Raw genomic sequence first — 24,458 nt, 5'->3', positions numbered from 1 at the left:
ACTTTCGGTGCCGCAAGATCGATGAATGCCGTTTCCCGACAAGTCTTGCATTTTTGCCACATCTACCAATTGGGCGATGCCCTCTTTTTTCTTTTAAAATCAAAAGCTTGCAAAATCCGCAAATTTTGCGTTTTTTTTGCTGGCAACTATTTCGTGGATTTCATCAGAGCGCGATAGGGCTCAGCGCAGCCGCGATCGTCGCCAACCGGGGGCAGAGCATCCTTGACGGCGATGCCACAGAGGTCGGCCGCAGCCGCCGCGGCTGCCAAAGGATCGCTGACAATCGTTTCGTATCTGACATGACGGACTGCGTCTGGAAATTTCGCTGAAAGCAGTTCTGCCATTTGCGCGTACCAATCCAGATATTCATAGATCGACTTCAAGTCATAGGCGTACGAATTTCCCCGCAAATATTTTTTCATATAGACGCGCAACGCATTGTCATCCTTGTCGCGCGTCACGAACACAAAACGTGCGTTGGGAATGTTGGCGGCAATCAGGCCGGCTTCGTAAATGCGACTGGGCATAGTATTGGTGAAGACCCGTGCGGATCCGGCCCGGCGCGCGATCTGTTCGTGGTAGATGTCGCGAAAGGTTGGCAGATAAGCTGGCGGCAATTGCTCCAGAAATTTGCTGCGAGGCAAGGCGGCTGCATCAAACGTGCGCTGCAGCGAGATATCGACGCTCGGGTTCTCATATCCACGCTTGACGCCGTCCAGAGACCCGACGAGCCGTTCAAGCGAGGTCTTGCCCGAGCGTGATGGTCCGAGAATGAAAAGCGAGATCGGCAAGCGGTCATCCGGCTTGGCTGTACGATTCGGCATATCGCGTAATGCTGCAAGATTCGCCTGTTCCCGCGAGACATAGCTGCGAAGTTCGTCTTCGCATGTAGGCGCGATGGCGCGATTGGCGACCCGGAAACATTCCCAGGCTTCAGCATGCCGGCCCGCAGAATCCAGCGCTGCTCCGCGCACGAACTGATAGGTGAGCCTGGCTTCGGTGTCCTCTTTTCCCAATTGCAGTTTATCCAGCAGGCCAAGGATGCCGTTTTTCATCGCGGCGGCCGGCAGCGTGGTCATCGCAAAAAAGAGGTCAAGCGTGCGGCAACCGCGCTGCAAAAGCGATTCAAACACCGCCTGCGCCTCCGCATTTTCTCCAATCGCACCGAGGCTCAGCCCGAGTCCGATGGCGGCGGAATCGAGGCTTGGGTCCAGCGCCATCGCCTGTCGATACACCTCCACGGCGCGCTCATATTCGCGCTCGTCGCGCAGGATTTCCGCGAGCGACACCAGAATGGCCGGGTCTTCCGGCTTGATGGACATGGCACGCTCGAGCGTCTGTGCGGCCAGTTCTGTCGCGCCCAGACGCGCATAGACCCTGCTCAGGGCCGTCAGCGTCATCCAGCTGTGCGGATTGAGCATGACTGCGCGCACGAGGCAGTCGAGCGCGCGCTCGTAATTGCGCTTGTCGAGTTGGACCAGGCCCTGCGTGTGCCAGGCGGCCATGTAACCGGGATGGCGCCGGGTGAGGGCATGGCATGTCGATTCCGCGCGATCGAGTTTGCCCTGCTGGCGCAAGCGCTCGGCGTCTTCGAGCTGATTGCGTGCGTCCTGCATAGCGGAGGCGGATAATCCGGCTGCAGATGGTCTGTTTTTGTCTCGTGGCGCCGCCAATGTAATGCCTTCAAAATCAGGTCATCAGAAACAAAGTGACGGCCCGCCGAACGCGCGGCCTGAATTCAGGTTACACCGGTGCCGCATCCGCCATCCAGCGCCGCATGCGCACAAAGCCGACATAGAGCAGGAGCAGGCCCGCGATCAGCCAGCAGATCGTCGGTCCCCATTGCAGCCATCCGGTCCAGCTCGGATCGCGCTGCAATCCGGTGGCGATGGCCGCCATGCGGGTGAAGGTCGCGAAAGCGAGGGCGGAAAACAGGATGCCGACCCAGCGGCCGGCCGTGTCGCGCTTCGCTGCGTCGAAGGCGGCGCAGAACGCACTCATCAGGATGCAGCCCCACGAGGCGCCCGCGGCCAGCTGCGCTGCGACCAGCATGTTGAGCGCGGTGGCGGTTGCGGCGGCAGCAATGGCCAATGCGCCAATGACGCCGAACAGGCCCATGACGGCAAAGCCGCCCCAGCGCTTCACCAGAAGAGTGGCGGGAAACATCGCGATGTTGAATCCGATCCAGAAGACCGGCATGAACAGGTCAATGCTGTCGCTGAATTTGCGGAACAGCGGTGCCGTATTCACCGCGAAATGCAATTGATAGCCGAGGGCCAGCACCACCATCCCGATGGCGAAAACCAGCGGCGCGACATCATTCTTCGGCTGCGCGGATTGTGGCGGCGGGCCGGCTTGTGCGGCCTGACCGACCAGCGTGCGCTCGACATGGGACAGACTGAGCGTCGCCAGCAAGACGGCGACGCTCGCGATGATGAACGGCCAGCGCGGATCGACCTCGCGCAGCGTGATGGCGAGATAGGGCGCGGCGGCCCCGGCGATCCCATAGCCGAGCATCGCCAGACTGGACAGCAGCGGGATGGCCGGTTTCGCGGCATACTTGCCGAGCAGCATCAGCGGCGGCGCGCGCAGAGCCGAGGACGTCACGGTCCAGATCACCGTCAGGGCTAGAAACGCCGCCAGCGAAACCGGGTTATCGCCCGCGACCAAGGGCAGTGCGACAAAGGCCAGACATGAGACGACTGTGACGCTGACCACAATGCGCCCGATGCGTCCGATGGTGCGCGACACTTTGTCGGCAGCAATGCCGGTTGCGAAATCCGACAGTGTGAAGATCGCCTGATCCAGCATCAGGATGAGGATCACGGCGCCCGCCGAAATGCCGACTTGAGCGGCAAGCTTCGGCAGATAGATCGCGTAGACCGTCCAGGTCAGCGTGAAGAAAAGCTGGATCAGCGCCAGCAAGAGCCCGACCGAAGGCAAAGACGCGGAGCGCGTGCTCATTGTTTCTCCCGCCTGGCGATATCGGCACTGACGTCGGCGATGTAGATATCGTTGCGGCAGGCGACCCGCATTTCCAGGCCGAAAAGGGCGCGCATAGTGAGCAGCGCCACCGCGATTCCGGCGACCAGCGCCAGATAGGCGGGGATCGCATGCGGCGACAGGCTCGGGATGCCGTACAGCACCAGCGCGTCATTGCCACCCGGCAGCAGCGCGGTGCCGAACCCCATCAGCGCCCCGCCGAAGATGTTGCGCAGCCATGACCAGCGCGGCCGCCAGTCGATGCGAAAGCTGCGGCGCTGCCAGGTTGAGGAAAGCATGCCGAGCAGCACCGCGCTCAGCACGATCCAGCGCCCGTAAGGCGGCCAGTCACGTGTGCCGAGATAGCCTTCGACCACCTGCTGGAACGTGGTTGTGTAGCCGGGCGAGCCGAACAGCAGGAAGATGGTGCCGGCGCAGAGTCCGATCAGCATCGCCGAAGTGGAGAGACGATATTGCGGCGCCAGCACCAGTTGCCGCAGCGAGCGGTCTTTCGGACGCGTGCGCCAAAGCCGCATGAATTCGTACAGAGCCCAGGCTAGAAACATGACGCCGAGGATGCCGGCGTAGGGCACAATGGCCGGGACGAGTCCGGGCGCCGCCGCCGGACGCGCCAGCACTTCGCCGCCCAGCAGCAGTACGAAGGCGCCGACCCCGAGCGCAAATCCGGCGACCGCAAGCAGCATGCCGATTTCGCCGTCCACCATCCGCGCCATGGTGGAATAGGCGCAGGCGCCGTTCACCCCGGCGCCGATCCCGAACAACACGCCGCCAATCATGGCCATGGCGGTCAATTGCCAGCCGGCGATATTGCTGGCGGTCTGCGGCAGCAGGAAGAAGATGGGCAGGGTGATGGCAAACACCCAGAGCACCGACTTGCCGATCGACGCCATCATGTAGCCGGTGCCGGAATGCGTGTATTCGGCCACCGCCCGCACGGTGCAGACGCTGGCCCGATGAGCCGCAAATCCGAGAATTCCGGCCAGCACGCAACAGAATACGAAAGTGACTGCGCCAATCATCGACGGTCCAGCATGCCCATTGAAAGTTCCGCAAACAGATTGACCCTGGCGGAACTTAGCCGGGATCGTCCCTGAGATCATTTATCTCGCGCATCGGGCGCCCGGGCGCCGGCTCTTGCAGGCGTGTTTTTTCTTTCCCGTTCATGTGAAAAATCAAACTTGCCTGCTAAGGCTCTGATCGTAATCCTAACACTATGACTATTAAGGCCAAATAGACCGGTGCAGGTTGACGATTTTTCCCCCGGCGGCCGTGGGGACTGCTATAATACAAAAATTAAAATGACAATTCAGGGCCTTAACCCTTGAGCGCAGCTGGGCGGCCTGCGCGCTTCATGGAGAAGTAAGCGTGTTGAAATCTCACAAATATGCGCTTGGTCAGACCGTGCGCTATATCGCTGGCCCGCTGAATCGTGGCGCCGCGTCGGGGACCTTCAAGATCGTGAAATTGATGCCGCCGGATGGCGACGAGCATCAATACCGGATCAAAAGCACGGATGAGGCGTTCGAGCGCGTGGCAAAGGAAAGCCAACTCGACCGCTATCGCTAAGACGTTTGCAGGCTCGCAAACTCAGCTGCGGTCGACGCGCGCTTTCAATTCGGTCCAGCCGGTCTGAGCTTTGACCTTGAAGCTGTTCCAGTTGGCTTCGACGACGTCCCAATTGACCATGGTCCGCTTGGTGGCCGCAGGCCCCGTTGCGACCGACGAGGTCTGCATCGAGTCATATGAATAGGCAAAAGCCACAGTAAGAACCGCGCCGAGGATCATGCCGAGCAGCAAACGCACGTCCGGTCTCTCCATTTAATAAGCTGACAAGAACGTTTGCCGGACAAAAGGGTTCCAGCGGGGCGAGGAGGACATAGGCAATGCCGATTTTTATCACGCAGGGCCGCTACACGCGCGAGGCCATCAAGGGCATGGTGGTCAAGCCGGAAGACCGCGCGGAAGCCATCTCGCGGTTGCTGTCGAAAGCCGGCGGCCGCCTCATCAGCTACTATCTGACCTTCGGCGAGTATGATTTTCTGGTCGTCTGCGAATCACCTGGCGCAACGCAGATGGCGGCGGTGCTCTTGGCAGCCGGGGGAAGTGCCGGCGTGACGGACCTGCGTACCACTTTGGCCATGACCTCGATCGAAGGCAAAGGCGCTTTCGCCGCCGCCAGCGATCTGTTGCCGGCTTATCGCGCCCCGGGTGGAAGTTGATCTGCGCGGCAAATTCGCAGAATCGTGCCTTGATCCCGCCCGTTTTGCCGTCAGGATCGCAACCTTGAAGGGGGCGGAGCGATGCCGAAAATCGATTCCGTGACAGGCATATTGACCATGCCGTGGTGGATCGCGGCGGTCGCGGCCGCCTGCGCGCTGTTCTTCTGCATCTTCCTGGTCATGCGCAACGGGATCGGACGCAGCCTTGCCGGGATCGCCTGGTTCGGTGTCATCGCGCTGGCGCTCGGCCTTGGCTGGAATATTCAAGAGCGCCTTGCGGCGGGTGATCGCGCCGCTGAGCGCCGTGCGCTGGACAGCCGGCTTGCCGCGCTCACCTTGCAGGCCATTGCACCGAATTCCGCCCTGGCTTGTCTGTCGACAAGCGCCGGTGATGCTGTCGATGCGGCGTGTGAGAAATCGCTCTTTGCCTCGCCCGAGGCCGTCGCGGCGGCGCTCGCCTTTGCCGAGGCGCGGCTTGATTTGCTCACCGCCGCCGCCGATTTTGCCGCTCGCGGCAATGATTATGAACACGCCGTCGCAACTTTGCGTCGTCCCGTGGAAGTGGACCGTTTCGGCTTCTTCGCCCAGGCTTTTGCAGTGCGCGACAATTGCACCGCCGAGAATTGCGATGCCGCCGAATTGCTGTTGCAGGATCCCGCACGCATCCTTGCCAACCTGAAGGACGGCGTATTCCAAGGCCATGTTGGTCGGCATGCGGTCGCCTGGGGTCAGCCTGCCGGACCGGCGCTCGCGGCGGCCCCTTCGACGCCCGCGGCACCGGTCGTTGCAACGACCGCGGATTTCCCGAGCGCCGATTCGATCCCGCCGATCAGCATCATGAACAACGAACCGGGCATGCCGGGCCAGAACGGGGTGGACAACAAAGCCCCGAAAGCCGAGCCGGCCAAGCCCGCGCAGCAGGCGCGCCGCCCGGCGGCGAAGCGGGCGCCTGAACCCCCGGCGCCGGCCGGGCAGCCCGGTTTTCCGATCCCGATCGCCCCTGCAAGGCCGGCGGCAGCCAATTCCGGAGCCGCGGCGACCCAATAGTTCGAAATCGTCGAGGATAGGCCTGCTAGAGCGATGGCAAGCGCCTGCGCGGCGGCTACACTCCGCAACCCATGTTGTCTTCAGTTCTAATCGCCAATCGCGGTGAAATTGCCTGCCGGATCGCCCGCACGGCGCGGCGGCTGCGCATGCGGACAGTGGCCGTCTATTCGGACGCGGATGCCAACGCGCTGCATGTGCGGATGTGCGACGAGGCTTTTCCCATCGGACCGGCGCCTGCCCGCGAGAGCTATCTGGTCATCGACAAGATCATCGATGCGGCGAAGAAGGCGCGCGCTGACTGCATCCATCCTGGCTACGGCTTTTTGTCGGAGAATGCGGAATTCGCCGAAGCCTGCGCGCGCGCCGGTCTTGTCTTTGTAGGCCCGCCGCCCGACGCCATCCGCGCCATGGGCCTCAAGGATCGCGCCAAGGCGCTAATGGAGAAAGCCGGCGTGCCGGTGGTGCCGGGCTATCATGGCGACCAGCAGGATTCGAAATTCCTCAAACGCAAGGCATATGAGATCGGCTATCCCGTGTTGATCAAGGCGGTGGCTGGCGGCGGCGGCAAAGGCATGCGGCGGGTCGACAAGCACGCCGATTTCGACGAGTCGCTGGAAGGCGCGATGCGCGAAGCCGCAAGCGCCTTTGGCGACAGCCGCGTTCTGATCGAGAAATACATCTCTGCGCCGCGTCACATCGAGGTGCAGGTCTTTGCCGACAATCACGGCAGCGCCATTCACCTCAATGAGCGCGATTGCTCGCTCCAGCGGCGGCACCAGAAGGTCATCGAGGAGGCGCCGGCGCCCGGCATGACGCGCGAGATTCGCACCGCCATGGGCGCGGCTGCGGTCGCGGCCGCCAAGGCCGTCGGCTATTCCGGCGCGGGAACGGTGGAGTTCATCGCCGACGGCGAAAAAGGACTGCGGCCGGACGGCTTCTGGTTCATGGAAATGAACACGCGGCTGCAGGTCGAGCATCCGGTGACGGAAAGCGTGACCGGTCTTGATCTCGTCGAATGGCAGTTTCGCGTCGCCTCCGGCGAAACGCTGCCAGCGGCGCAGAAGGACATTGCCCTGCGCGGTCATGCCGTCGAGGCGCGGATCTATGCGGAAGACCCGGAGCGCGGATTTCTGCCGTCAACCGGCAAGATCGTGGCGCTGGACTTTCCCGAGGACGGTACCGTGCGCGTGGATACCGGTGTCGAGACCGGCGGCGAGGTGTCGCCCTATTACGATCCGATGATCGCCAAGATGATCGCGCATGCGCCGACGCGCGAGGCCGCGCTCGACAAGCTTGCGGCTGCGCTCGATCGCACGGTCATCATCGGCCCGCGCAGCAATGTCGGATTTCTCGCGGCCTTGTGTCGGGCAGAGGATTTTAGAGCCGGCCGCTTCGATACCAGCTTCATCGATCGCAACATCGCCGGGCTCTTGGTCGGGCCGCAGGAGATCGACAATGCGGCCATCGCGCGTGGTGCTGCGCATCTGATGGAGCGCGACCGGCAGCGGCTGGCGGCGCGGCGCGGTGCCGAAGCGCCTTCGTCACCCTGGGATATCGCCGATGCCTTTCAGTTGTCAGGGACGCGCGTGACTCCAATCCCGCTGCTGGTGGACGGAAAGCCGGCCGAGGCGCTTGTCACGTTCGGCCCGGCCGGCGCGACAGTCACGGTTGGCGGTGTGGCGGCGGACCCGCAGGCCTCGGTCATCGACGCCGACGAGGCCGTCTATGTGATGCGGCGGGGCCGGCAGACCCTGGTGCGTCTGCGCGATGCCGAGGCGACTGACAGCGGCGACGCCGAGCAAGGTGGGATCGTCAGGGCACCCATGCACGGCAAGGTGCTGGCGCTGCTCGTCGAATCCGGGGCAGAAGTGACCCGCGGCCAGCCGGTTGCGATCATCGAGGCGATGAAGATGGAACACACCCTGACGGCGCCCGCTGGTGGCGTTATTGTCGACATCCGTGTAGTCGCTGGCGTTCAGGTCGCCGACGGCGCCATCGTAGCGGTGATCGAAACGACCAAAGAGGACGAGTGAGACGACTGGGAAATGCCGCTTCATCTCATCAAACTGTGCGTCGGTTGCGAGTCCGTCGAGGATCTGCAGAGCTGGATCAAGCAGAAGCTGAAAGAGCGCAAGGCGCGCGGCCAAAAGCCTGAACACATTCACACCACCCGCATGACGCCCAAGCGCTCCGGCGAGATTTTGGCGGGCGGATCACTTTATTGGGTGATCAAGGGCGAGTTGATGTGCCGCGAGCGCATCCTCGACATCCGGCCGTTCGTCGACAAGGCCGGCATTGCCCGCTGCCAGATCGTGATGGACGGCAAGGTGAAGCTGGTTCGGCCGCGGCCGTGGCGCGTCTTCCAGGGCTGGCGCTATCTCCCCGAGAAGGACGCGCCGCCCGATCTCGATCGCGTGGCGTCCGGCATGGGCGCGCTGCCGGAACCGCTGCGCAAAGAATTGCGGGAACTGGGCCTGCTCTGACAGGCAAGACGCCGAATACGGCGAGGAAGAGCGGAAGAATGATCATTTCCGGCCAGGACGACGTCACCGCCGCCGTGCTCGAAGCCTTCTCGAAAACGCCGGACCCGCGATTGCGCGAAATCCTGCTTGCGTTTGTCAGGCATTTGCATGGCTTTGCACGCGAGGTGCGGCTGACCGAGGAAGAATTCCATCAGGCCTGCAATTACGTCGTCCGCATCGGCCAGAAATCGAATGCCTCCCATAACGAAGCCGTGCTGATGGCCGGTTCGCTCGGCCTTTCCTCTTTGATTTGTCTGCTGAATAACGGCAACAAGGGGCAGACCGAAACCTCCGCCTCGATGCTCGGCCCGTTCTGGCGGCTGAATTCCCCGCGCACGGAAAACGGCGGCTCCATCGTGCGCTCGTCGACGCCGGGGCCGGAATTGTTCGTCACCGCGCGCGTACAGGACGGGCAGGGGCGGCCGATCGCCGGCGCTGAAATCGATATCTGGCATTCCTCGCCGGAAGGTTTTTATGAGAACCAGCAGGAAAACCAGGCGGATATGAATCTGCGCGGCAAATTCACCAGCGAGGCCGACGGCTCATTTGGATTCCGCAGCGTGAAGCCGGCGGGGTATCCGATCCCGGTCGATGGTCCGGTCGGCGATCTGATCCGCGCCGTGCGCCGGCCGCACAATTTTCGCCCCGCGCATCTGCATTTCCTGATCTACAAGCCCGGCTTCAAGACGCTGATCTCGCAGATCTACGCCCATGACGACGAGCGGCTGGAAACAGACGTGCAGTTCGGTGTGACCAGGGCATTGATCGGAAACTATGTGCGGCACGACGGGCCCGGACCTGCGCCGAACGTGAAAGCCCCGTGGTATTCGCTCGACTACACATTTGTCATGGAGCCGGGCGAGGCGAAGCTGCCGCGCGCGCCGATTGAATAGCGCTTGCAACTCAAACCGGAATATTGTCGATCAGCCGCGTTGTGCCCAGGCGCGCGGCGACCAGAAGCCGTAACGGCCCCTGTTTCGCGGAGGTCACCGGCTCCAGCGTCTCGGCATTGCGCGCTTCCAGGTAATCCAGCACGAATCCTTCCGAGGTCAGATACTGGCCGCCATCGGCCATGACGCGATCGAGGGGGTGTCCCTGCTGGATCTTGCCAGCGCAGTCCTGCAGCACGCGGTGCAGCATTGGCGCTTTGCGCCGTTCGTCCGGCGACAAATAGACATTGCGAGAGGAGAGGGCGAGACCGTCCGGCTCGCGCACCGTCGGCACGCCGATGATCTGTACCGGAAGATCGAGGTCGGCGGCCATGCGGGTCACCACCTTGAGTTGCTGATAATCCTTCTCCCCAAAGAATGCGAAATCCGGGTTCACCTGGATGAAGAGCTTGCAGACGACCGTCGCGACCCCGCCGAAGAAATGCGGGCGGAAGGCGTCTTCCAGTCCGGCATAGGCCGGGCCTCCCGGCGCGACACGTGTCGAGAACCCCTCCGGATACATGACCGCGATCTCGGGCGCCCAGACCGCGTCGACCTCCAGCCGTTTCAGCCGGGCGACATCGGTATCCATTGTACGAGGATAGGTGGCGAAGTCCTCGGTCGGGGCAAATTGCTGCGGGTTCACGAAGATCGAGACGATGACCCGGCCGGCCTTTTTGTTCGCCGCCTCGACGAGAGACATATGGCCGTCATGCAACGCTCCCATGGTTGGCACCAGGGCGACTTTGTCACCACCCTTCCGATAGGTGCTGACCGCTTTGCGCAGCGCCGCAATAGTTTGAATGACACGCGGTGTGCGAGCCATGGAATTCCCGTCCTCTGTCCAACCCAGCAAGGGCGCGGACACTATCAAAGCCGTTGCAGCGCCGCCACGCCAGTTAAGCACGATGACGCAGGTCCATCCTGTCCCTTGACCAATCCCCGACGAAGTGCGGATGATTAAGATTGAGGGGTGTGGGATGTTGTTTCAGTCCAGCAAGGGGCCGAACAAATCCGCTAGTGTTGTCGTGGTTGGCAATGAGAAGGGGGGATCGGGCAAGTCCACGACCGCCGTTCATGTTGCCATCGCGTTATTGAAGGCCGGCCAGCGGGTCGCGACCATCGACCTCGACTCGCGTCAGAAGAGCTTCACCCACTACATCGAGAACCGCCGATCCTGGGCGAAGCGCAACCGTCTCGATCTGGAACTGCCGACCCATTTTTATGTCGACCGTGTCGAAGGGGTGCGTGCCGACGAGAACGAGGCGGCGGAATTCTCTTCCTTCGCGCGCACCATCGCCGAGATCGAACACAGCCATGATTTCGTGGTGATTGATACGCCCGGTACGGACGCCTATCTCATGCGGCTCGCGCATGCGATGGCGGATACCCTGATCACCCCGCTTAACGACAGCTTCGTTGATTTCGACGTGCTCGGCACCGTCGATCCGCAGACCTACGCGCTGACCGGGATCAGCCACTACGCCGAAATGGTGCGCGAGGCGCGCCGCCAGCGCCGCAAGGTGGACCAGGAGGACACCGACTGGATCGTGGTCCGCAATCGCCTTTCCACTCTCGGGTCGCGCAACAAGCGGCTGATCGCCGAGGGTTTGAACGAGCTTGGTCTGCAGCTTGGCTTTCGCTGCGCCGAGGGTTTTGCCGAGCGGGTGGTCTACCGCGAGTTCTTCCCGCGCGGCCTGACGGCGCTCGACACCATCGACGAATCCACGCTCGGCACCCGGCCGAACATGTCGCACGTCACGGCGCGCGAAGAGGTTCAGCGGTTGCTGGCGGCCCTGAAACTGCCGATCGATGAAAAAGGCCGGCGGCGAGCGGCAGCCCGCACCGAATGGTTTGCATCCCTCGATAAGCCCTTGGAAATACACGACTTGCTGGAATAGCCGGACGGGTTCACAGCCTGTTGTCGCGCCCCATTGCGTCCGGCTGGTCCGATTGCGACTTATAGTCGGACAGGATTCAGTGGTGGCTCAGCGAGATGGCAAAATCCCCGATTGACACGCCCGCGCCTGTTCTGGGCCGGGGAGAGACAGCGCCGGTTTCATCGCGGCCGGAGATCGACGCCTTCCTCGCGCAGGTCAAAAAACTCCAGCCCAGCGTCGCATCGGGCCAGCGCGGCCGTCTGATCTTCGCCCTCGACGCTACCATGAGCCGCCAGCCGACCTGGGACAGTGCCTGTCACCTGCAGGCGGAGATGTTCAAGGAGGCGGGAGCCATCGGCGGCCTGGATGTGCAACTGGTCTATTACCGCGGGCTTGCCGAATGTCGGGCCTCGCAATGGGTTTCGCAGCCCGAGCGCCTGGCTTCGCTGATGGAAAGGATCGATTGCCGCGGCGGGCATACCCAGATCGGCCGCATCCTTGGCCACGCCCGGAAAGAAGGCGAAGGCCGCAAGGTGCAGGCGGTGGTCTTTGTCGGCGACGCAATGGAAGAGCCGATTGATGACCTCTGTGCCGCCGCCGGCGAACTCGGTTTGCTGGGCGTGCCGGTCTTCATGTTCCAGGAAGGCGCCGAACCGGTAGCCGAGCGCGCGTTCCGCGAAATCGCGCGGCTGAGCCGCGGCGCCTATTGCCGCTTCGCACCGGGCGCCGCGCATGAGCTTGCCGAACTGCTCAGGGCCGCCGCAGCCTATGCGGCGGGCGGCCTGAAGGCCCTGTCCGACTTGTCGGCGCGCAAGAATGCCGGCGCGCAATTGTTGCTGCGGCAGATGAGCTGATCCATGCCGGGTCTTTTGCTTGGTCTTGCCGTTTTGATCATCGGCCTGTGGGCGCTGCACGTCTTCAGCAAGGCCGATCCCAAACAACTGGTGCCGATCATGCGTACCGGCGGCGGCATTGTCGCCCTTGGCGGAGCGGCGCTTCTGGCCGTGCGCGGCCAGTTTGGACTGGCGCTGCCGCTCGGTTTTGCCGGCTTGAGTCTTCTGGGCTGGCTTCCCGGATTGGCGAGCTACAGCCAGCGCACGCAAAAGAGCGGTGGGCAGGTCTCGCGCGTGCGGTCGGCCTTTGTCGAGATGGAGCTCGACCACGATACGGGCGCCATGCGCGGGCGGATACTGGCCGGCAAGCACGAAGGCGTGCCGCTGGATGCACTGGACTTGCCGACCTTGCTCGCGACACTGCCCGATATCGACGAGGAAAGCCGGGCGCTATTGATGGCTTATCTTGATCGCCGGGAGCCCGGATGGCGTGAACACGCAGACCGAGGTGCGGACGCGGGGACGGTGCCGCCGCGTACCGGAAAAATGACGGAGGAGGAGGCCTATCAGATCCTTGGCCTGCAGCCGGGGGCGGGGCGGAAGGACATCGGCCGCGCTCACCGGGCGCTGATGAAGAAACTCCATCCCGACCAGGGGGGGTCGACGTATCTCGCGGCGCGCGTCAATGAAGCTAAGGACATCCTTCTTCGGCGTCATCGCACCTGAACTCCGCACCGAATCGAAATCGTGACTCATCGGGATCAATTCCTGATAGCCATACACACGAAATCGTTTTGTTTTAGATAACGGCAGGCAGCCTGCGCCTCGTGCTGCTTGAATCCGGCAAAGCGCGCCCGGTAGAGGGTCTTGTCGCCTTTGCTCACCCGTTCGGTGAACGGGTCGGCGTCGCTGAGCAGTTTGGGCGCCGTGGTCTTGGCATTACTCAGCTTTTGTCGGGCTTCGTCTTCATCGGGGAAGGCACCGACCTGGATGATCCAGCCGCTGCGCGGCTTGGATTCGCGGGACGCGGGCTTGCCGGGCGTCGGCGCTGATGCGGTGACGTCGCTCGGCGCAACAGTGGCGGCCTTGGCCGGTTTGTTCGCCGGCTCCTTGGCCGCTGCAAGATCCTTGGCCGTCAGGACGCCGAGCACACCGGGACGTGCGCCGGGCGGCGGCGACAGGGGTTTCTCCTCTTTGGCCGCGGATTCGGTTTTGGCCGCGGATTCGGTGCGCACCGGGTTGGTAACCTCGGCCGGCGCCTGGTTTGCAGTCTGCGCGGTGATTGGCTCGGGGGAGAAGAGGGCTAGCGGCGCCACGGCGGCGACCTGCGTTGATCCCGGACGCACCGTCAGCGTTTTGACGAGGCGCGGTTTGATCGGCTCGGTGGAGCCGGCTTGCGGTTGCGGTGCCAGCGGGATCGGCTTTGTCGGGTCGACGCGCGCAGCCTCGCTCTCGGCACGCGCGCCCGTCGTGACATCCGGTTTTGGCTCTGGGATCGGCACGGCAGCAGCAGCGACACGGACGGGCTTGGCCTCCGGAGCGGCCGCGACTTCGACCGGCTTCGGCGCAGTCTTCTTCGTCGAGGCCTCGACGATTCGCGCCTCGATCAGCTCGCGCATGCGGGCGTCGCGCTGGCTGGCGGTTTTACCGCCGAGGACCGTCGCGACGATGTGACGGCCGCCGCGCCGCACCGAGGTGACAAGATTGAACCCTGAAGCGCGCGTATAGCCGGTCTTGATGCCGTCGACGCCTTCAACGCGCCCGAGCAGCCGATTGTGGTTGCCGATATTGCGGCCACGGAAGGTGAACTTGCGCGTCGAGAAATATTGATAGTAGCGCGGGAAGCGCTCCTGGATGGCAATTCCAAGCAACGCCTGGTCGCGCGCGGTGGTCACCTGATCGTCGTCGGGCAGACCGGAGGCGTTCTTGTAGATGGTCTTGCTCATGCGCAGCGCGCGCGCCTTGCGGGTCATCTGCTTTGCGAATTCGTCTTCCGAACCGGCCAGAGCTTCGGCGATCACGACGGCGATATCGTTGGCGGATTTCGTCACCAGCGCCATGATGGCGTCTTGCACCGAGATCGTCTGTCCGGGGCGCAGGCCGAGCTTCGAAGGGGCCTGCGTGGCGGCGTGCGCGGACACTTCGAGTTGCGTGTCGAGCTTGATCTTGCCGGCCTCCAGCCGCTCGAACAGCAGATAGAGTGACATGATTTTCGTCAGCGAGGCCGGATGGCGCAGGCTGTCAGGATTGGCGGAATGCAGGATGTCGCCGTTATTGGCATCGACCACGATGGCCGCGTATTGCGGGTTGTAAGTGATGCTGGATGACGACGCCGACGAGGTACTGCGTTTCTTTCGCCAGCGGGCGTCGGCAGGGTCGGTGGTCACAGCCAGGACGACAAGACCGGCAAGCAAAGCCGAAAGTGCACCGCGAAGCCTGGGAGAGGCGCCGACCGTTACGCAATACATGGTCCTACCTGTCTTCCGCGCTTTCGAACCGGGCGCCTCGGCCGGCGCCTGAATTCCACCCCGTTGGTGCCGCGGCCGTCCGAGTATGGCTATTGCGACACAGTCGGAAAGGCTAGGAGATCGCGATTGCTAAAAAGTTAATAAAAACTGATGGTTAATGCCTATCATTTTGCGTCGCACAAAATTCCCTTGATTTATTGTGCGACGCAACATAGATTGCTTCCAGTGAATCGAACTACACCAACTGGAACATCATCAACGCGGCCCTGACCGGCCGCCGGGACAAGGGCAGTGTCATGATCAAGAACTTCGATGAAATTCAGCAATTGCAGAAAGAGAATGTGGACGTCGCGCTGAAATCCTTTGGCGCCGTCTCCAAGGGCACGCAGGCCATCGCCCTTGAGATCGCCGACTATTCCAAAAAGGCTTTTGAGGATAGCGCCGCGGCTTTTGAAAAGTTGCTCGGCGTCAGGTCGCTCGAGAAAGCAATCGAGTTGCAACAGACCTATCTGAAGGACGCGTATGAGGGCTTCGTATCCAAGGCGACGAAGGTCGGCGAATTGTATGCCGATCTCGCCAAGGAAACTTACAAGCCTTACGAAGGTTTGTTCGGGAAGGCGACGGCAAAGTAACCGTTCACCTGCATCGATGAATGAAAAAGCCCGGCATCTTCGCCGGGCTTTTTGTTTGACGTCGGCGCAGCCGTCAGTTCGCGATGCGCAGCGCCGAGAGCGCCGTTCCGATCTGCTCGAAGGTAGTGACGAGCTGATCCGACGATGTCAGCTTGAAGAATTTAGGGCCGACCGGCTTGTCAGAATCTGCGCTCGCGCATTCTTTCAGCAGGCTTTCGTTGCCCTCCATCACCAGCACCGTATAGAGCACGATGTTATCGCTCTTCGCGTTTTGACAAGCCTTCTTCATCCGCGCGTCGATCGTGCTGCGATTGGTGCTCGTGCGGTTCTGGGTGTTTTCGCCATCGGTCAGGAAGATGATGATCTTTTGCGTGGTGATGCCGCCGCTGTTGACGATGGGTGGAGCATTGAGCGGCGCATTCTGAGACAGCGAGTGCCAGCCCCATTCCAGACCGATGGTCGTATTGGTGTTGCCGGTCGGCGTCATGGCGTCGATCTTCGCATGCAGATCGGCCCAGTTGTAGGTCTGCGGCAACAGGGGAACCGGGCAGGCATTGTGCTGCTCCGCCGGAAACAGCGTTTCCGTGAGCTTTGGCTGTGTCGATGGCGGCGTGTTGTTCACGTCGTAATCCTCGTCGCGATCGGCGACACAGCCATTCCAGGTGTTGTGGTTGTTCGGCGTCCATTCGCTATCGCAATTGGTTCGGACATGACCGCCCCAACTGGTTTTCCAATCGTTGTTCTTGCATTTGCCGTTTCTTGAGTCCCAGCCCAGCCAGCTTCCGCGGTCGCCAAAATCCACCCAGTCCGGCGCTGTCCAATTCGGATCCGTGGGATTGCCGGGTCCGACATTGACGTCCTTGGCGAACGGAATGATCGACACATAGACGTCGCCGGGCTTGGTAGCCGCTTTCTCGAGCTGATTGAGAAGCTTGTGCGCCGCAGCCTTGAGAGCGACCATTTTGTTGCTGGAGGCCATTGAGCCGGTATTGTCCAGCGCCAGCGCCACACGCAGCCGCGAGTTGCCCCACTTGGCGGTTGAGGTGGCACTGACCGACATCGACTCCTTGCCGAGCAGGCTCACGAAATGGGTGTCGAGCGTCGCCTCGCCGAGCAGCGTGAGCTCCGACGTCGCCTGTGAATAGGCCGGTGTGACGACGATGTTCTTTGCGTCGGGCCTGTTGAAATTGGCCACGACATATTTGAAGGCTTTGTCGTTAAGCTGCGCTGTAGTGAGGCCGGAGACCTCTTTCGACAGCATCAGCACCGTCGCGTCGACCGCCGCCTGCATGGCGGCCTTGGCGGAATTGGCGCGGCTGTAATCGGCCGCCGCGCCCATCAACCCAACGACCGGGATCGCCGCGAGTCCGAAAATGATGGCGACGTTGCCGCCCTGCGCCTGCCTGAAGTCGCGCAGTCTGCCGCGCCAGCATGCAATGAATGAGGTGATGGTCATGGCTCTGTTCACCTGCTCCTGAATTTCTCCAACAGGTCGTAAACAGCGCGCGTGAAATTGCCGTAAAGCTCGACGCAAAAAGAAGCTTACCGGCCGTTAAGCATGCGGCTTTGCGCCGCCATCGTGAACGAAGCAGAGCGCATTGCTCGAAATCTCGGCTTTGTGTTCGAATTCCGTTAACTGTGCCGGCCCGCGCTTATTTCGCGATGCGCAGATTTGCGAGGTTTTGCGCGATCGATTTGAAGACGACGTTGAGCTGATCGGCCTCGTCGACGTCGTAATACATGTCGGGCTTGGTTGCGCAGTTTTTCAGCAACGTGCCGTTGCCGTCGATCACGCGCACCGTGTAGATCTTGATGTTGTCGGCCTTGGCATTCTCGCAGATTTCCTGCGTGCGGGAATCGATCGAGGAAGTCGATGAGCTCCAGCGGTTTTGCGTGTTCTGGCCGTCGGTGAGCACGATGATGACCTTGTCGAGATCGGGCTGCGGCGCCGGCGCGTTCATCGGCGCCACCGGCGACAGCGCCTGCCAGGCCCAGGCGAGGCCGATCGTGACATTGGTGTTGCCGGTGGGTGTCATCGCATCGATCTTGCTGTGCAGACCGCTCCAGGTCTGGCTCAGCGGCATCATCGGCACCGGACAGTTCGACGCCTGATGCGCGCGGAACATGGTTGCGGCCGTTCCCGCCGGCGCGGTGTTCAGCACGTCGTTGTTCTGGTCGCGGTCATTGACGCAGCCGTTCCAGTTGCTGTGATTCTTCGGTGTCCAGGTTCCACCGTTGGCGAGGCATTTGCTCTGCGAGGAGCCGTATGTGGAACAGCTGCCATTGCGCGCCTCCCAGTCGGTCCAGTCGATCCAGTCGCTGTTCACGTTCTGGGTCCCGACATTAACGTCGGTAGCGAAGGGCACGATCGACACCTTGATGTCGCCGGGAACCTTCTCAGCCGCCTGCAGTGTGTCGAGCAGATTGTGTGCCGCGGTCTTCAGCGCCGACATCTTGCCGTTCGACGCCATCGAGCCGGTGTTGTCGAGCGCCAGCGCCAGATTGAGCTTCTTGATGCCCCAGAGCACTTCGCTCGTCGCCGAGATTGCCAGCTCCGATTGACCGAGAATGCTCGCAAAAATCAACGGCACCTGCGCGCTGCCGGTCAGCTTGAGCGAGAAGCTGCCTTGCTGCGGCGAACTGAATTCGTGACTGAGCGAAACATTCTTGGCTTCGGGCCGGTTGAACAGCGATCTGAAATAGGTCGTCGCCTTGGGCCCGAGATCAGCCGTGGACAGCGTGGCTGCTTCCTGGGACAGCATCAGACCGGTCGCGTCGAGCGCCGACTGGATGGCGGTCCTGGTCGAATTGGCGCGGCTGTAGTCGATCGCCGCGCCGGTCGCCGCCATCAGTGGCAGGAGCGCCAGGGCCAGCAGGGGAGCGGCGCCGCCGTCCGAGTTCCGGGCAAAACGGGTGAACAACATGTTGACAGCTCCGGTGCGGTTAGGCTGGGCGGCGTTACGGGCGGGGCCTTTCATGGCGCGGATCATGGCCAAGAGGTTTTGACGATTGGTGTCGGTATTTCCGAAAGATTCGGCACGATTTGCCGCGATTTGTCCGTATTTCGGTCCGTCAATCGCGGAACGGAACGGGTGAATCGTGCGGTGCGCTGGCCGGTCGGGGCGCGGAGCTGACTTGAATCCGGCGATCTGGCACCCGCCTTGCTCCGGCATTATTATCAAAGTGTGCAACGTGAGTTCCTTCAAATGCTTCGAAAGTGCGGGCGACCGGCTGAACTATGAGCCTCATGATTCCGATAACGTTTTTGGCTTCGGGCCAGGATTCCCGGTCCGGGGCCCGTATGGCTGACGACAAGAAGGGGCGGGGAGATCCTGGCGCACCGGGCACGGCGGTCATCACCAAGACCAAGCCGCAGACCAAAAGGCCCAATCTCTACCGTGTGTTGCTGCTGAACGACGACTACACGCCGATGGAATTCGTGGTGCACGTGCTGGAACGCTTTTTCAACAAGGATCGCGAAGCCGCCAACCAGATCATGTTGCATGTGCATCACCACGGGATCGGCGAATGTGGCGTCTATACGTATGAAGTCGCAGAAACAAAAGTGACGCAGGTGATGGACTTTGCCCGCAAACATCACCATCCTTTGCAATGCGTCATGGAGAAAAAGTGAGTAGCGGACGCAATGTTGGGGCCGGGGGCGGCCACACGGAACCGGTGAACAGGCCGGGGACTTGAAGGACATAAGATGCCCAGTTTTTCGCGCAGCCTGGAACAGTCGCTTCATCGGGCGCTCGCGCTCGCCAATGAACGCCATCACGAATACGCGACGCTGGAACACCTGCTGCTGGCGCTGATCGACGATTCGGATGCCGCGGCGGTGATGCGCGCCTGCAACGTCGATCTCGACAAGCTGCGCCGCAACCTGATCTCGTATCTGGAAAACGAACTGGAGAACCTCGTCACCGAAGGCTCGGAGGATTCCAAGCCGACCGCCGGCTTCCAACGCGTGATCCAGCGCGCCGTCATCCATGTGCAATCATCCGGCCGCGAGGAAGTCACCGGCGCCAATGTGCTGGTCGCGATCTTCGCCGAGCGCGAAAGCCATGCCGCGTATTTCCTGCAGGAGCAGGACATGACGCGCTACGACGCGGTCAATTACATCAGCCACGGCATCGCCAAGCGGCCGGGCATGTCGGAATCACGTCCCGTGCGCGGCGTCGACGATGAGACCGACACTAAGACTGGCGATGACAGCAAGAAGAAGGGCGATGCGCTCGACGCTTATTGCATCAACCTGAACAAGAAAGCGAAGGACGGCAAGATCGATCCGCTGATCGGCCGAGATGCCGAAATCAACCGCACCATCCAGGTGCTGTGCCGCCGCCAGAAGAACAACCCGTTGCTGGTTGGCGACGCCGGCGTCGGCAAGACCGCCATTGCGGAAGGCCTCGCCCGCCGTATTGTGCACGGCGAGGTGCCGGACGTGCTGAAAAGCTCGACCGTGTTTTCACTCGACATGGGTACGCTCTTGGCCGGTACGCGCTATCGCGGGGACTTCGAAGAGCGCCTGAAGCAGGTGATCAAGGAGATCGAGGCGACGCCGGACGCGATCATGTTCATCGACGAGATCCACACGGTGATCGGCGCCGGCGCCACCTCCGGCGGGGCGATGGACGCATCGAACCTGCTCAAGCCGGCTTTGGCGCAGGGCACGCTCCGCTGCATCGGTTCGACCACGTATAAAGAGTATCGGCAATATTTCGAGAAGGACCGCGCGCTGGTGCGGCGCTTCCAGAAGATCGACGTCAACGAGCCGTCGGTGCCGGATACGATCGAGATCCTCAAGGGCCTCAAGCCGTACTTCGAGGACTATCACAAGCTCAAATACACCAACGACGCCATCAAGGCAGCGGTGGAATTGTCGGCGCGCTATATCCATGACCGCAAATTGCCGGACAAGGCGATCGACGTGATCGACGAGTCGGGCGCGGCGCAGATGCTGCTGCCGGAGAGCCGCCGCAAGAAGACCATCGGCATCAAGGAGATCGAGACCACGATCTCGACCATGGCGCGCATCCCGCCGAAGACCGTCTCCAAGGACGACGCCGAGGTGCTGCAGCATCTCGAGACCACGCTGAAGACCACGGTCTATGGTCAGGACCGGCCGATCGAGGCGCTGGCGGCCTCGATCAAGCTCGCCCGCGCCGGTTTGCGCGAGCCGGAAAAACCGATCGGCTGCTATCTGTTCTCGGGTCCGACCGGCGTCGGCAAGACCGAAGTTGCCAAGCAGTTGGCCAAGGCGCTGGGCGTCGAACTGATCCGCTTCGACATGTCCGAATATATGGAGCGGCACACGGTATCGCGTCTGATCGGCGCGCCTCCCGGTTATGTCGGCTTCGACCAGGGCGGCCTGCTAACCGATGGCGTCGACCAGCATCCGCATTGCGTGCTGCTGCTCGACGAGATCGAGAAGGCGCATCCGGACCTGTTCAACGTGCTGCTGCAGATCATGGATCACGGCAAGCTCACCGACCATAACGGCAAGCAGGTAGATTTCCGCAATGTCATCCTGATCATGACGACCAATGCGGGCGCCGCCGACCTCGCCAAGGGCACGTATGGCTTTACTCGCAACAAGCGCGAGGGCGACGACGTCGAGGCGATCAACCGGCTGTTCGCGCCGGAATTCCGCAACCGTCTCGATGCCATCGTGACCTTCAACCATCTGTCGGAAGAAATCATCAAGCAGGTGGTGGACAAGTTCGTGCTGCAGCTCGAGGCGCAGCTCGCCGACCGCAACGTCACCATCGAGCTCTCGGAGGAGGCGTCGCGCTGGCTGGTGGCGAACGGCTACGACGAATTGATGGGCGCGCGGCCGATGTCGCGCATCATCCAGGAGCACATCAAGAAGCCGCTCGCCGACGAGGTGCTGTTCGGCCGGCTGAAGGCCGGCGGCCATGTCCGCGTCATCCTCGTCAAGGAAGAGGACGGCAAGGAGAAGCTCGGCTTCGAATATCTGGAGGGGCCGGTCACGCCGAAGCCCGAAAAGATTCCCGTCAAGCGCGCGCGCGCGAAGCGCGCGGCGGCGCCGCGCAAGCCGAAGCCGTCCGGACCAAAGGGCGGCGGCTCGGGCCCCTCCGGGCCGGGCCGCGGCTCGGTGCCGAAAGTGCCGCTGGTAAAGGCGTAAGGGTGTCACGATAGGGGTGATTGAAAGCCGGGCGCGATGCCCGGCTTTTGCATCTGAGGGAACCATCGGTTCCGCCGTGCATTACGTCCAACGCCTGCGGCCGCTGGCTGGTTTTGCGTCGTTATGCGGAAGCGCGGCGTCTTTCGGATTACACGAGGAATCCCCATGGGCATCATCTGGACGATCATTATTGGCTTCGTTGCGGGCGTGATCGCGAAATTCATCATGCCGGGCGACAACAACGAACCTTCGGGATTCATTCTCACCACCATTCTCGGCGTCGTGGGCGCGTTTGTTGCCACCTATCTCGGGCAAGCGATCGGCTGGTATCAGGCGGGTGAGGGCGCCGGATTGATTGGCGCCATTGTCGGTGCCGTCATCGTGCTCGCCATCTGGGGAATGGTCGCCGCCAGGCGCAGCCACGCCTGAGGCGGATTTTACAGCGGGCCTCAAACCCTTCATCACGAACCGGCGGGAGCGCAATATGAACAGCCGCGGTTATCCCTCGATGACGGCCCTGCTCGGGCTGCTCGCTGTCCTGGGCTATCAGAACCGGGACAAGATTGCCGATCTTCTCCGGAACATGAACCAGGGCGGCGGTGCCGCAGCCGGAGACAATCCGGCGCAGGGACAGCAGGGCGGGCTTGGCAATCTCGGCGGCCTGCTCGGCGGATTGAGTGCCGGCACGCTGCTCAACGGCGGCCTCAGTGAACTGCTCGACCAATTCACCCAGTCCGGCCAGCGAGACGCCGCCGAATCCTGGATCGGCACAGGTCCCAACAAGGACGTCGCACCGACTGATCTGAAGAAAGCGCTGAGCCCGGACGTGCTGCAACAGCTCAGCCAGGCCACCGGATTGAGCCAGGATGAATTGCTCTCGCGGCTGTCGCGCGAGCTTCCGGCGGCCGTCGACAAATATACACCCGAGGGCCGTATCGTCGCGGCCTGACGCGTGGATGCGTTCGATTGAATCGCCAACACCTGCTCCGTCATCTTAAGGTGCGGTCGAAGCGGCTTGGCGGATGAATGGCCACAAGTTGTGTGGTTGTCGACCTGTGAAAACAATTCACGAGAACGCGTTCAGCGGCCGCCGTCCTTTGCGGTCGCCGCTGCGCCACCGCCCTTCAGGCTGGCGGCGATAGTCAGCCTCATAGCACCGCTATGCTTTAGGATTGCTTCGGCATCGCCGCGTCATCAAGCTCGGTCGCGCGCAGATGCGCGGGCCGGTCCTTGAGCCGGCCCCAGTAATCCTCAAACGCCTTGCGCTTCTCGATTGAGCCGAATTGCAGACCCCAACCGATATGCGAGCCGACATAGACGTCGGCCGCGGTGAATGAATCGCCCGCCACATAAGGCTGCGCGCTCACCGCGCGCTCGAGCGTGTCCATCACCGCCCCATAGGTGCCGTAGCCGATCATGCGTTCTCGGTCGGCCGGCACTGTCAAACCCAGCGCGTTGTTGCTCACCGCCGCTTCCACCGGACCCGCGGTGAAGAACAGCCAGCGGTAATACTTGCCGCGCCTGTCGGTCGGCGGCGCGAGCTTCGCAGCCGGAAACGCGTCGGCGAGGTAGGCGCAGATCGCGGCGCATTCGGTGACGACGGTGTCGCCGTGCTGGATCGTCGGCACCTTGCCCATGGGATTGAGTGCAAGATAAGCCGGCGCCTTCATGGTCGTGCCGAAATCCAGAATCTCGGCGCGGTAGGGCGCGCCGACCTCTTCCAGCATCCAGCGGGCGATGCGTCCGCGCGACATTGGGTTGGTGTAGAGGACGAGATCGTCGGCCATGACTAACTCCAATAATGTCCTGAATCCTTGAAAAAGAACATGACAGGAACAATGAGACCCTGTCACGTCCAAAGGCAAAATGCCGTGCGACGCATTCGGCCCTCAGGGAACCTCGGCGGTTCGGCAGGATTTGCATCTCTGTACCGCTGGGAAACACGGGAATTCATGAGATGGCGAAATCAGATTGGAAGCGGCAGGGCTCTCCTATCGGGCGCAAGGGTCCGCGCAAGGCAAACCCGAAATACAAGCAGCGGTCCGGCGAGCCGTGGGAAAATCGCGAGATCAAGGAATTGCGCTCGCTGGTCAGGCAAAAACACGCCGACCGGCGTGATCAGCCTGAAACTGCGGCGGCCCGAGGGCGCGATACGCAGCAAAGCCCAGCGTGAGGGAATTTCCCTGCGGCCGGCCAACCGTTCGCCTTACAGTCGACGTTCGGCGTGACGAACGGCACACCGGCGCACGAACTTATCCGGCATGGAGAACACGATGCTCAAGGCATTCAAAGATTGGCCATTGCTAGCCACAGCGGCGGCCATTCTCAGCATCACGGCGGTGCTCTTGGTGGCGCAAGCGGTGTGCGCCGCCTCTCCCAACTAGGTGCTGGCATGCGACAGGCTAAGGCCGATCTGAAAGACAAACGGGGTGGCGCCTACGACACCGACACCAGCGATGTGCCGAAGAAGCGCGCACACGAGACGATCGGAAAGCATCAGCAGGCACAGGACGGCGCGGATGTACGCACAATGCCGGTGGAAGGTGAAGATGGACCACCCGAGGGTCTGATACGGGAGCGCAAGGGACCGCTTGGCCCGCGAAGCGGTCGGCGTGGCGGCAACGCGTAAGTTTCATGAATGAACAATACGCCCACCTTTTGGGAAATGCGGTCATCGAGTCCTGGGGCGAACTGCCTCAGGACATTCAGCGCGTGCTGTTCGAGGCGACGGTGAGACGTGCTGGCGAATCCCAGCGCGAGCCGCTTGCAACGTT

25 protein-coding genes are annotated in these 24,458 nt (G+C 62.1%); 16 read left to right on the top strand and 9 right to left on the bottom strand.

The window, feature by feature from the left end:
* Positions 1–146: 146 nt before the first annotated feature.
* From RO009_18000 to RO009_17990, 3 genes are all read right to left on the bottom strand, one after another.
* On the bottom strand, positions 147–1,616 hold the full coding sequence (locus RO009_18000) for a sulfotransferase (protein MDT3686928.1): 1,470 nt from the start codon (positions 1,614–1,616) through the stop codon (positions 147–149).
* A gap of 127 nt (positions 1,617–1,743) precedes the next feature.
* The gene (locus RO009_17995) at positions 1,744–2,964 is read right to left on the bottom strand and encodes an MFS transporter (protein MDT3686927.1); all 1,221 of its coding nucleotides are present in this window, start codon (positions 2,962–2,964) and stop codon (positions 1,744–1,746) included.
* Positions 2,961–4,022, bottom strand: coding sequence for a YeeE/YedE thiosulfate transporter family protein (locus RO009_17990; GenBank protein ID MDT3686926.1), 1,062 nt, complete (start codon positions 4,020–4,022; stop codon positions 2,961–2,963). Before RO009_17990 ends, RO009_17995 begins: the two co-directional genes overlap by 4 nt.
* A gap of 346 nt (positions 4,023–4,368) precedes the next feature.
* Here RO009_17990 and RO009_17985 point away from each other — a divergent pair, with 346 nt between their 5' ends.
* Complete coding sequence (locus RO009_17985) at positions 4,369–4,569, top strand: hypothetical protein (GenBank protein MDT3686925.1); 201 nt, start codon at positions 4,369–4,371, stop codon at positions 4,567–4,569.
* Between the two features lie 21 nt (positions 4,570–4,590).
* Here RO009_17985 and RO009_17980 read toward each other — a convergent pair whose 3' ends face one another.
* A complete protein-coding gene (locus tag RO009_17980; protein ID MDT3686924.1) occupies positions 4,591–4,806 on the bottom strand; it encodes a hypothetical protein in 216 nt (71 codons plus the stop codon).
* 80 nt (positions 4,807–4,886) lie between these two features.
* Here RO009_17980 and RO009_17975 point away from each other — a divergent pair, with 80 nt between their 5' ends.
* From RO009_17975 to RO009_17955, 5 genes are all read left to right on the top strand, one after another.
* Positions 4,887–5,222: a GYD domain-containing protein gene (locus RO009_17975; protein ID MDT3686923.1), complete on the top strand. Its 336-nt coding sequence runs from the start codon at positions 4,887–4,889 to the stop codon at positions 5,220–5,222.
* Positions 5,223–5,303: 81 nt separating this feature from the next.
* The gene (locus RO009_17970) at positions 5,304–6,269 is read left to right on the top strand and encodes a hypothetical protein (GenBank protein ID MDT3686922.1); all 966 of its coding nucleotides are present in this window, start codon (positions 5,304–5,306) and stop codon (positions 6,267–6,269) included.
* Between the two features lie 71 nt (positions 6,270–6,340).
* Positions 6,341–8,302, top strand: coding sequence for a biotin carboxylase N-terminal domain-containing protein (locus tag RO009_17965; GenBank protein MDT3686921.1), 1,962 nt, complete (start codon positions 6,341–6,343; stop codon positions 8,300–8,302).
* A gap of 12 nt (positions 8,303–8,314) precedes the next feature.
* The gene (locus tag RO009_17960; GenBank protein MDT3686920.1) at positions 8,315–8,752 is read left to right on the top strand and encodes a DUF1489 domain-containing protein; all 438 of its coding nucleotides are present in this window, start codon (positions 8,315–8,317) and stop codon (positions 8,750–8,752) included.
* 38 nt (positions 8,753–8,790) lie between these two features.
* The gene (locus RO009_17955; protein ID MDT3686919.1) at positions 8,791–9,684 is read left to right on the top strand and encodes a dioxygenase; all 894 of its coding nucleotides are present in this window, start codon (positions 8,791–8,793) and stop codon (positions 9,682–9,684) included.
* A gap of 10 nt (positions 9,685–9,694) precedes the next feature.
* Here RO009_17955 and panC read toward each other — a convergent pair whose 3' ends face one another.
* The gene (gene panC, locus RO009_17950; protein MDT3686918.1) at positions 9,695–10,546 is read right to left on the bottom strand and encodes a pantoate--beta-alanine ligase; all 852 of its coding nucleotides are present in this window, start codon (positions 10,544–10,546) and stop codon (positions 9,695–9,697) included.
* 154 nt (positions 10,547–10,700) lie between these two features.
* On the opposite strand from panC, the gene RO009_17945 reads away from it, so the two are divergent.
* The 3 genes from RO009_17945 (at position 10,701) to RO009_17935 (ending at position 13,159) form a co-directional block, all read left to right on the top strand.
* Positions 10,701–11,621 carry a division plane positioning ATPase MipZ gene (locus tag RO009_17945; protein MDT3686917.1) on the top strand — a complete coding sequence of 307 codons (921 nt, stop codon included), beginning with the start codon at positions 10,701–10,703 and terminating at the stop codon, positions 11,619–11,621.
* A 95-nt stretch (positions 11,622–11,716) separates the two neighbouring features.
* Entirely contained in the window at positions 11,717–12,454 is a 738-nt protein-coding gene (locus RO009_17940) for a VWA domain-containing protein (protein MDT3686916.1), read from the top strand.
* 3 nt (positions 12,455–12,457) lie between these two features.
* On the top strand, positions 12,458–13,159 hold the full coding sequence (locus tag RO009_17935; protein ID MDT3686915.1) for a DnaJ domain-containing protein: 702 nt from the start codon (positions 12,458–12,460) through the stop codon (positions 13,157–13,159).
* 35 nt (positions 13,160–13,194) lie between these two features.
* Here RO009_17935 and RO009_17930 read toward each other — a convergent pair whose 3' ends face one another.
* Positions 13,195–14,901 (bottom strand): SPOR domain-containing protein, encoded by a 1,707-nt coding sequence (locus tag RO009_17930; protein MDT3686914.1) that lies wholly within the window; start codon positions 14,899–14,901, stop codon positions 13,195–13,197.
* Positions 14,902–15,197: 296 nt separating this feature from the next.
* Between RO009_17930 and RO009_17925 the strand changes: the two genes are divergently transcribed.
* On the top strand, positions 15,198–15,533 hold the full coding sequence (locus RO009_17925) for a phasin family protein (protein ID MDT3686913.1): 336 nt from the start codon (positions 15,198–15,200) through the stop codon (positions 15,531–15,533).
* A 73-nt stretch (positions 15,534–15,606) separates the two neighbouring features.
* On the opposite strand, the gene RO009_17920 is transcribed toward RO009_17925, so the two are convergent.
* Together RO009_17920 and RO009_17915 are read right to left on the bottom strand one after the other, a co-directional pair.
* Positions 15,607–16,989: a TadE/TadG family type IV pilus assembly protein gene (locus tag RO009_17920; GenBank protein ID MDT3686912.1), complete on the bottom strand. Its 1,383-nt coding sequence runs from the start codon at positions 16,987–16,989 to the stop codon at positions 15,607–15,609.
* Positions 16,990–17,185: 196 nt separating this feature from the next.
* Positions 17,186–18,457, bottom strand: a complete 1,272-nt coding sequence (locus tag RO009_17915; GenBank protein MDT3686911.1) for a VWA domain-containing protein — start codon at positions 18,455–18,457, stop codon at positions 17,186–17,188.
* Positions 18,458–18,834: 377 nt separating this feature from the next.
* Between RO009_17915 and clpS the strand changes: the two genes are divergently transcribed.
* The 4 genes from clpS (at position 18,835) to RO009_17895 (ending at position 22,633) form a co-directional block, all read left to right on the top strand.
* Positions 18,835–19,167 carry an ATP-dependent Clp protease adapter ClpS gene (gene clpS, locus RO009_17910; protein ID MDT3686910.1) on the top strand — a complete coding sequence of 111 codons (333 nt, stop codon included), beginning with the start codon at positions 18,835–18,837 and terminating at the stop codon, positions 19,165–19,167.
* Between the two features lie 75 nt (positions 19,168–19,242).
* Entirely contained in the window at positions 19,243–21,684 is a 2,442-nt protein-coding gene (gene clpA / locus RO009_17905; GenBank protein ID MDT3686909.1) for an ATP-dependent Clp protease ATP-binding subunit ClpA, read from the top strand.
* Between the two features lie 165 nt (positions 21,685–21,849).
* Positions 21,850–22,113 (top strand): GlsB/YeaQ/YmgE family stress response membrane protein, encoded by a 264-nt coding sequence (locus RO009_17900; protein MDT3686908.1) that lies wholly within the window; start codon positions 21,850–21,852, stop codon positions 22,111–22,113.
* A 55-nt stretch (positions 22,114–22,168) separates the two neighbouring features.
* Entirely contained in the window at positions 22,169–22,633 is a 465-nt protein-coding gene (locus tag RO009_17895; protein MDT3686907.1) for a YidB family protein, read from the top strand.
* Between the two features lie 217 nt (positions 22,634–22,850).
* Here RO009_17895 and RO009_17890 read toward each other — a convergent pair whose 3' ends face one another.
* A complete protein-coding gene (locus RO009_17890; protein MDT3686906.1) occupies positions 22,851–23,471 on the bottom strand; it encodes a glutathione S-transferase family protein in 621 nt (206 codons plus the stop codon).
* A 170-nt stretch (positions 23,472–23,641) separates the two neighbouring features.
* On the opposite strand from RO009_17890, the gene RO009_17885 reads away from it, so the two are divergent.
* A complete protein-coding gene (locus tag RO009_17885) occupies positions 23,642–23,857 on the top strand; it encodes a hypothetical protein (protein ID MDT3686905.1) in 216 nt (71 codons plus the stop codon).
* Positions 23,858–24,076: 219 nt separating this feature from the next.
* Complete coding sequence (locus tag RO009_17880) at positions 24,077–24,313, top strand: hypothetical protein (protein ID MDT3686904.1); 237 nt, start codon at positions 24,077–24,079, stop codon at positions 24,311–24,313.
* Positions 24,314–24,458 lie beyond the last annotated feature (145 nt).

This window comes from Pseudorhodoplanes sp. (assembly GCA_032027085.1).
In the GTDB taxonomy this organism is placed as follows: Bacteria; Pseudomonadota; Alphaproteobacteria; order Rhizobiales; family Xanthobacteraceae; genus Pseudorhodoplanes.
Note: the sequence above shows the minus strand (reverse complement) of the source record. Positions and strands in the feature narration are given on the sequence as shown.

Bases quoted from the DNA above. Each gene is read 5' to 3' on its own strand.
- RO009_18000 (MDT3686928.1), bottom strand. From the start codon at position 1,616: ATGCAGGACGCACGCAATCAGCTCGAAGACGCCGAGCGCTTGCGCCAG.
- RO009_17995 (MDT3686927.1), bottom strand. From the start codon at position 2,964: ATGAGCACGCGCTCCGCGTCTTTGCCTTCGGTCGGGCTCTTGCTGGCG.
- RO009_17990 (MDT3686926.1), bottom strand. From the start codon at position 4,022: ATGATTGGCGCAGTCACTTTCGTATTCTGTTGCGTGCTGGCCGGAATT.
- RO009_17975 (MDT3686923.1), top strand. From the start codon at position 4,887: ATGCCGATTTTTATCACGCAGGGCCGCTACACGCGCGAGGCCATCAAG.
- RO009_17970 (MDT3686922.1), top strand. From the start codon at position 5,304: ATGCCGAAAATCGATTCCGTGACAGGCATATTGACCATGCCGTGGTGG.
- RO009_17965 (MDT3686921.1), top strand. From the start codon at position 6,341: ATGTTGTCTTCAGTTCTAATCGCCAATCGCGGTGAAATTGCCTGCCGG.
- RO009_17960 (MDT3686920.1), top strand. From the start codon at position 8,315: ATGCCGCTTCATCTCATCAAACTGTGCGTCGGTTGCGAGTCCGTCGAG.
- RO009_17955 (MDT3686919.1), top strand. From the start codon at position 8,791: ATGATCATTTCCGGCCAGGACGACGTCACCGCCGCCGTGCTCGAAGCC.
- panC (MDT3686918.1), bottom strand. From the start codon at position 10,546: ATGGCTCGCACACCGCGTGTCATTCAAACTATTGCGGCGCTGCGCAAA.
- RO009_17945 (MDT3686917.1), top strand. From the start codon at position 10,701: ATGTTGTTTCAGTCCAGCAAGGGGCCGAACAAATCCGCTAGTGTTGTC.
- RO009_17940 (MDT3686916.1), top strand. From the start codon at position 11,717: ATGGCAAAATCCCCGATTGACACGCCCGCGCCTGTTCTGGGCCGGGGA.
- RO009_17935 (MDT3686915.1), top strand. From the start codon at position 12,458: ATGCCGGGTCTTTTGCTTGGTCTTGCCGTTTTGATCATCGGCCTGTGG.
- RO009_17930 (MDT3686914.1), bottom strand. From the start codon at position 14,901: ATGTATTGCGTAACGGTCGGCGCCTCTCCCAGGCTTCGCGGTGCACTT.
- RO009_17925 (MDT3686913.1), top strand. From the start codon at position 15,198: ATGATCAAGAACTTCGATGAAATTCAGCAATTGCAGAAAGAGAATGTG.
- RO009_17920 (MDT3686912.1), bottom strand. From the start codon at position 16,989: ATGACCATCACCTCATTCATTGCATGCTGGCGCGGCAGACTGCGCGAC.
- RO009_17915 (MDT3686911.1), bottom strand. From the start codon at position 18,457: ATGTTGTTCACCCGTTTTGCCCGGAACTCGGACGGCGGCGCCGCTCCC.
- clpS (MDT3686910.1), top strand. From the start codon at position 18,835: ATGGCTGACGACAAGAAGGGGCGGGGAGATCCTGGCGCACCGGGCACG.
- clpA (MDT3686909.1), top strand. From the start codon at position 19,243: ATGCCCAGTTTTTCGCGCAGCCTGGAACAGTCGCTTCATCGGGCGCTC.
- RO009_17900 (MDT3686908.1), top strand. From the start codon at position 21,850: ATGGGCATCATCTGGACGATCATTATTGGCTTCGTTGCGGGCGTGATC.
- RO009_17895 (MDT3686907.1), top strand. From the start codon at position 22,169: ATGAACAGCCGCGGTTATCCCTCGATGACGGCCCTGCTCGGGCTGCTC.
- RO009_17890 (MDT3686906.1), bottom strand. From the start codon at position 23,471: ATGGCCGACGATCTCGTCCTCTACACCAACCCAATGTCGCGCGGACGC.
- RO009_17885 (MDT3686905.1), top strand. From the start codon at position 23,642: ATGGCGAAATCAGATTGGAAGCGGCAGGGCTCTCCTATCGGGCGCAAG.
- RO009_17880 (MDT3686904.1), top strand. From the start codon at position 24,077: ATGCGACAGGCTAAGGCCGATCTGAAAGACAAACGGGGTGGCGCCTAC.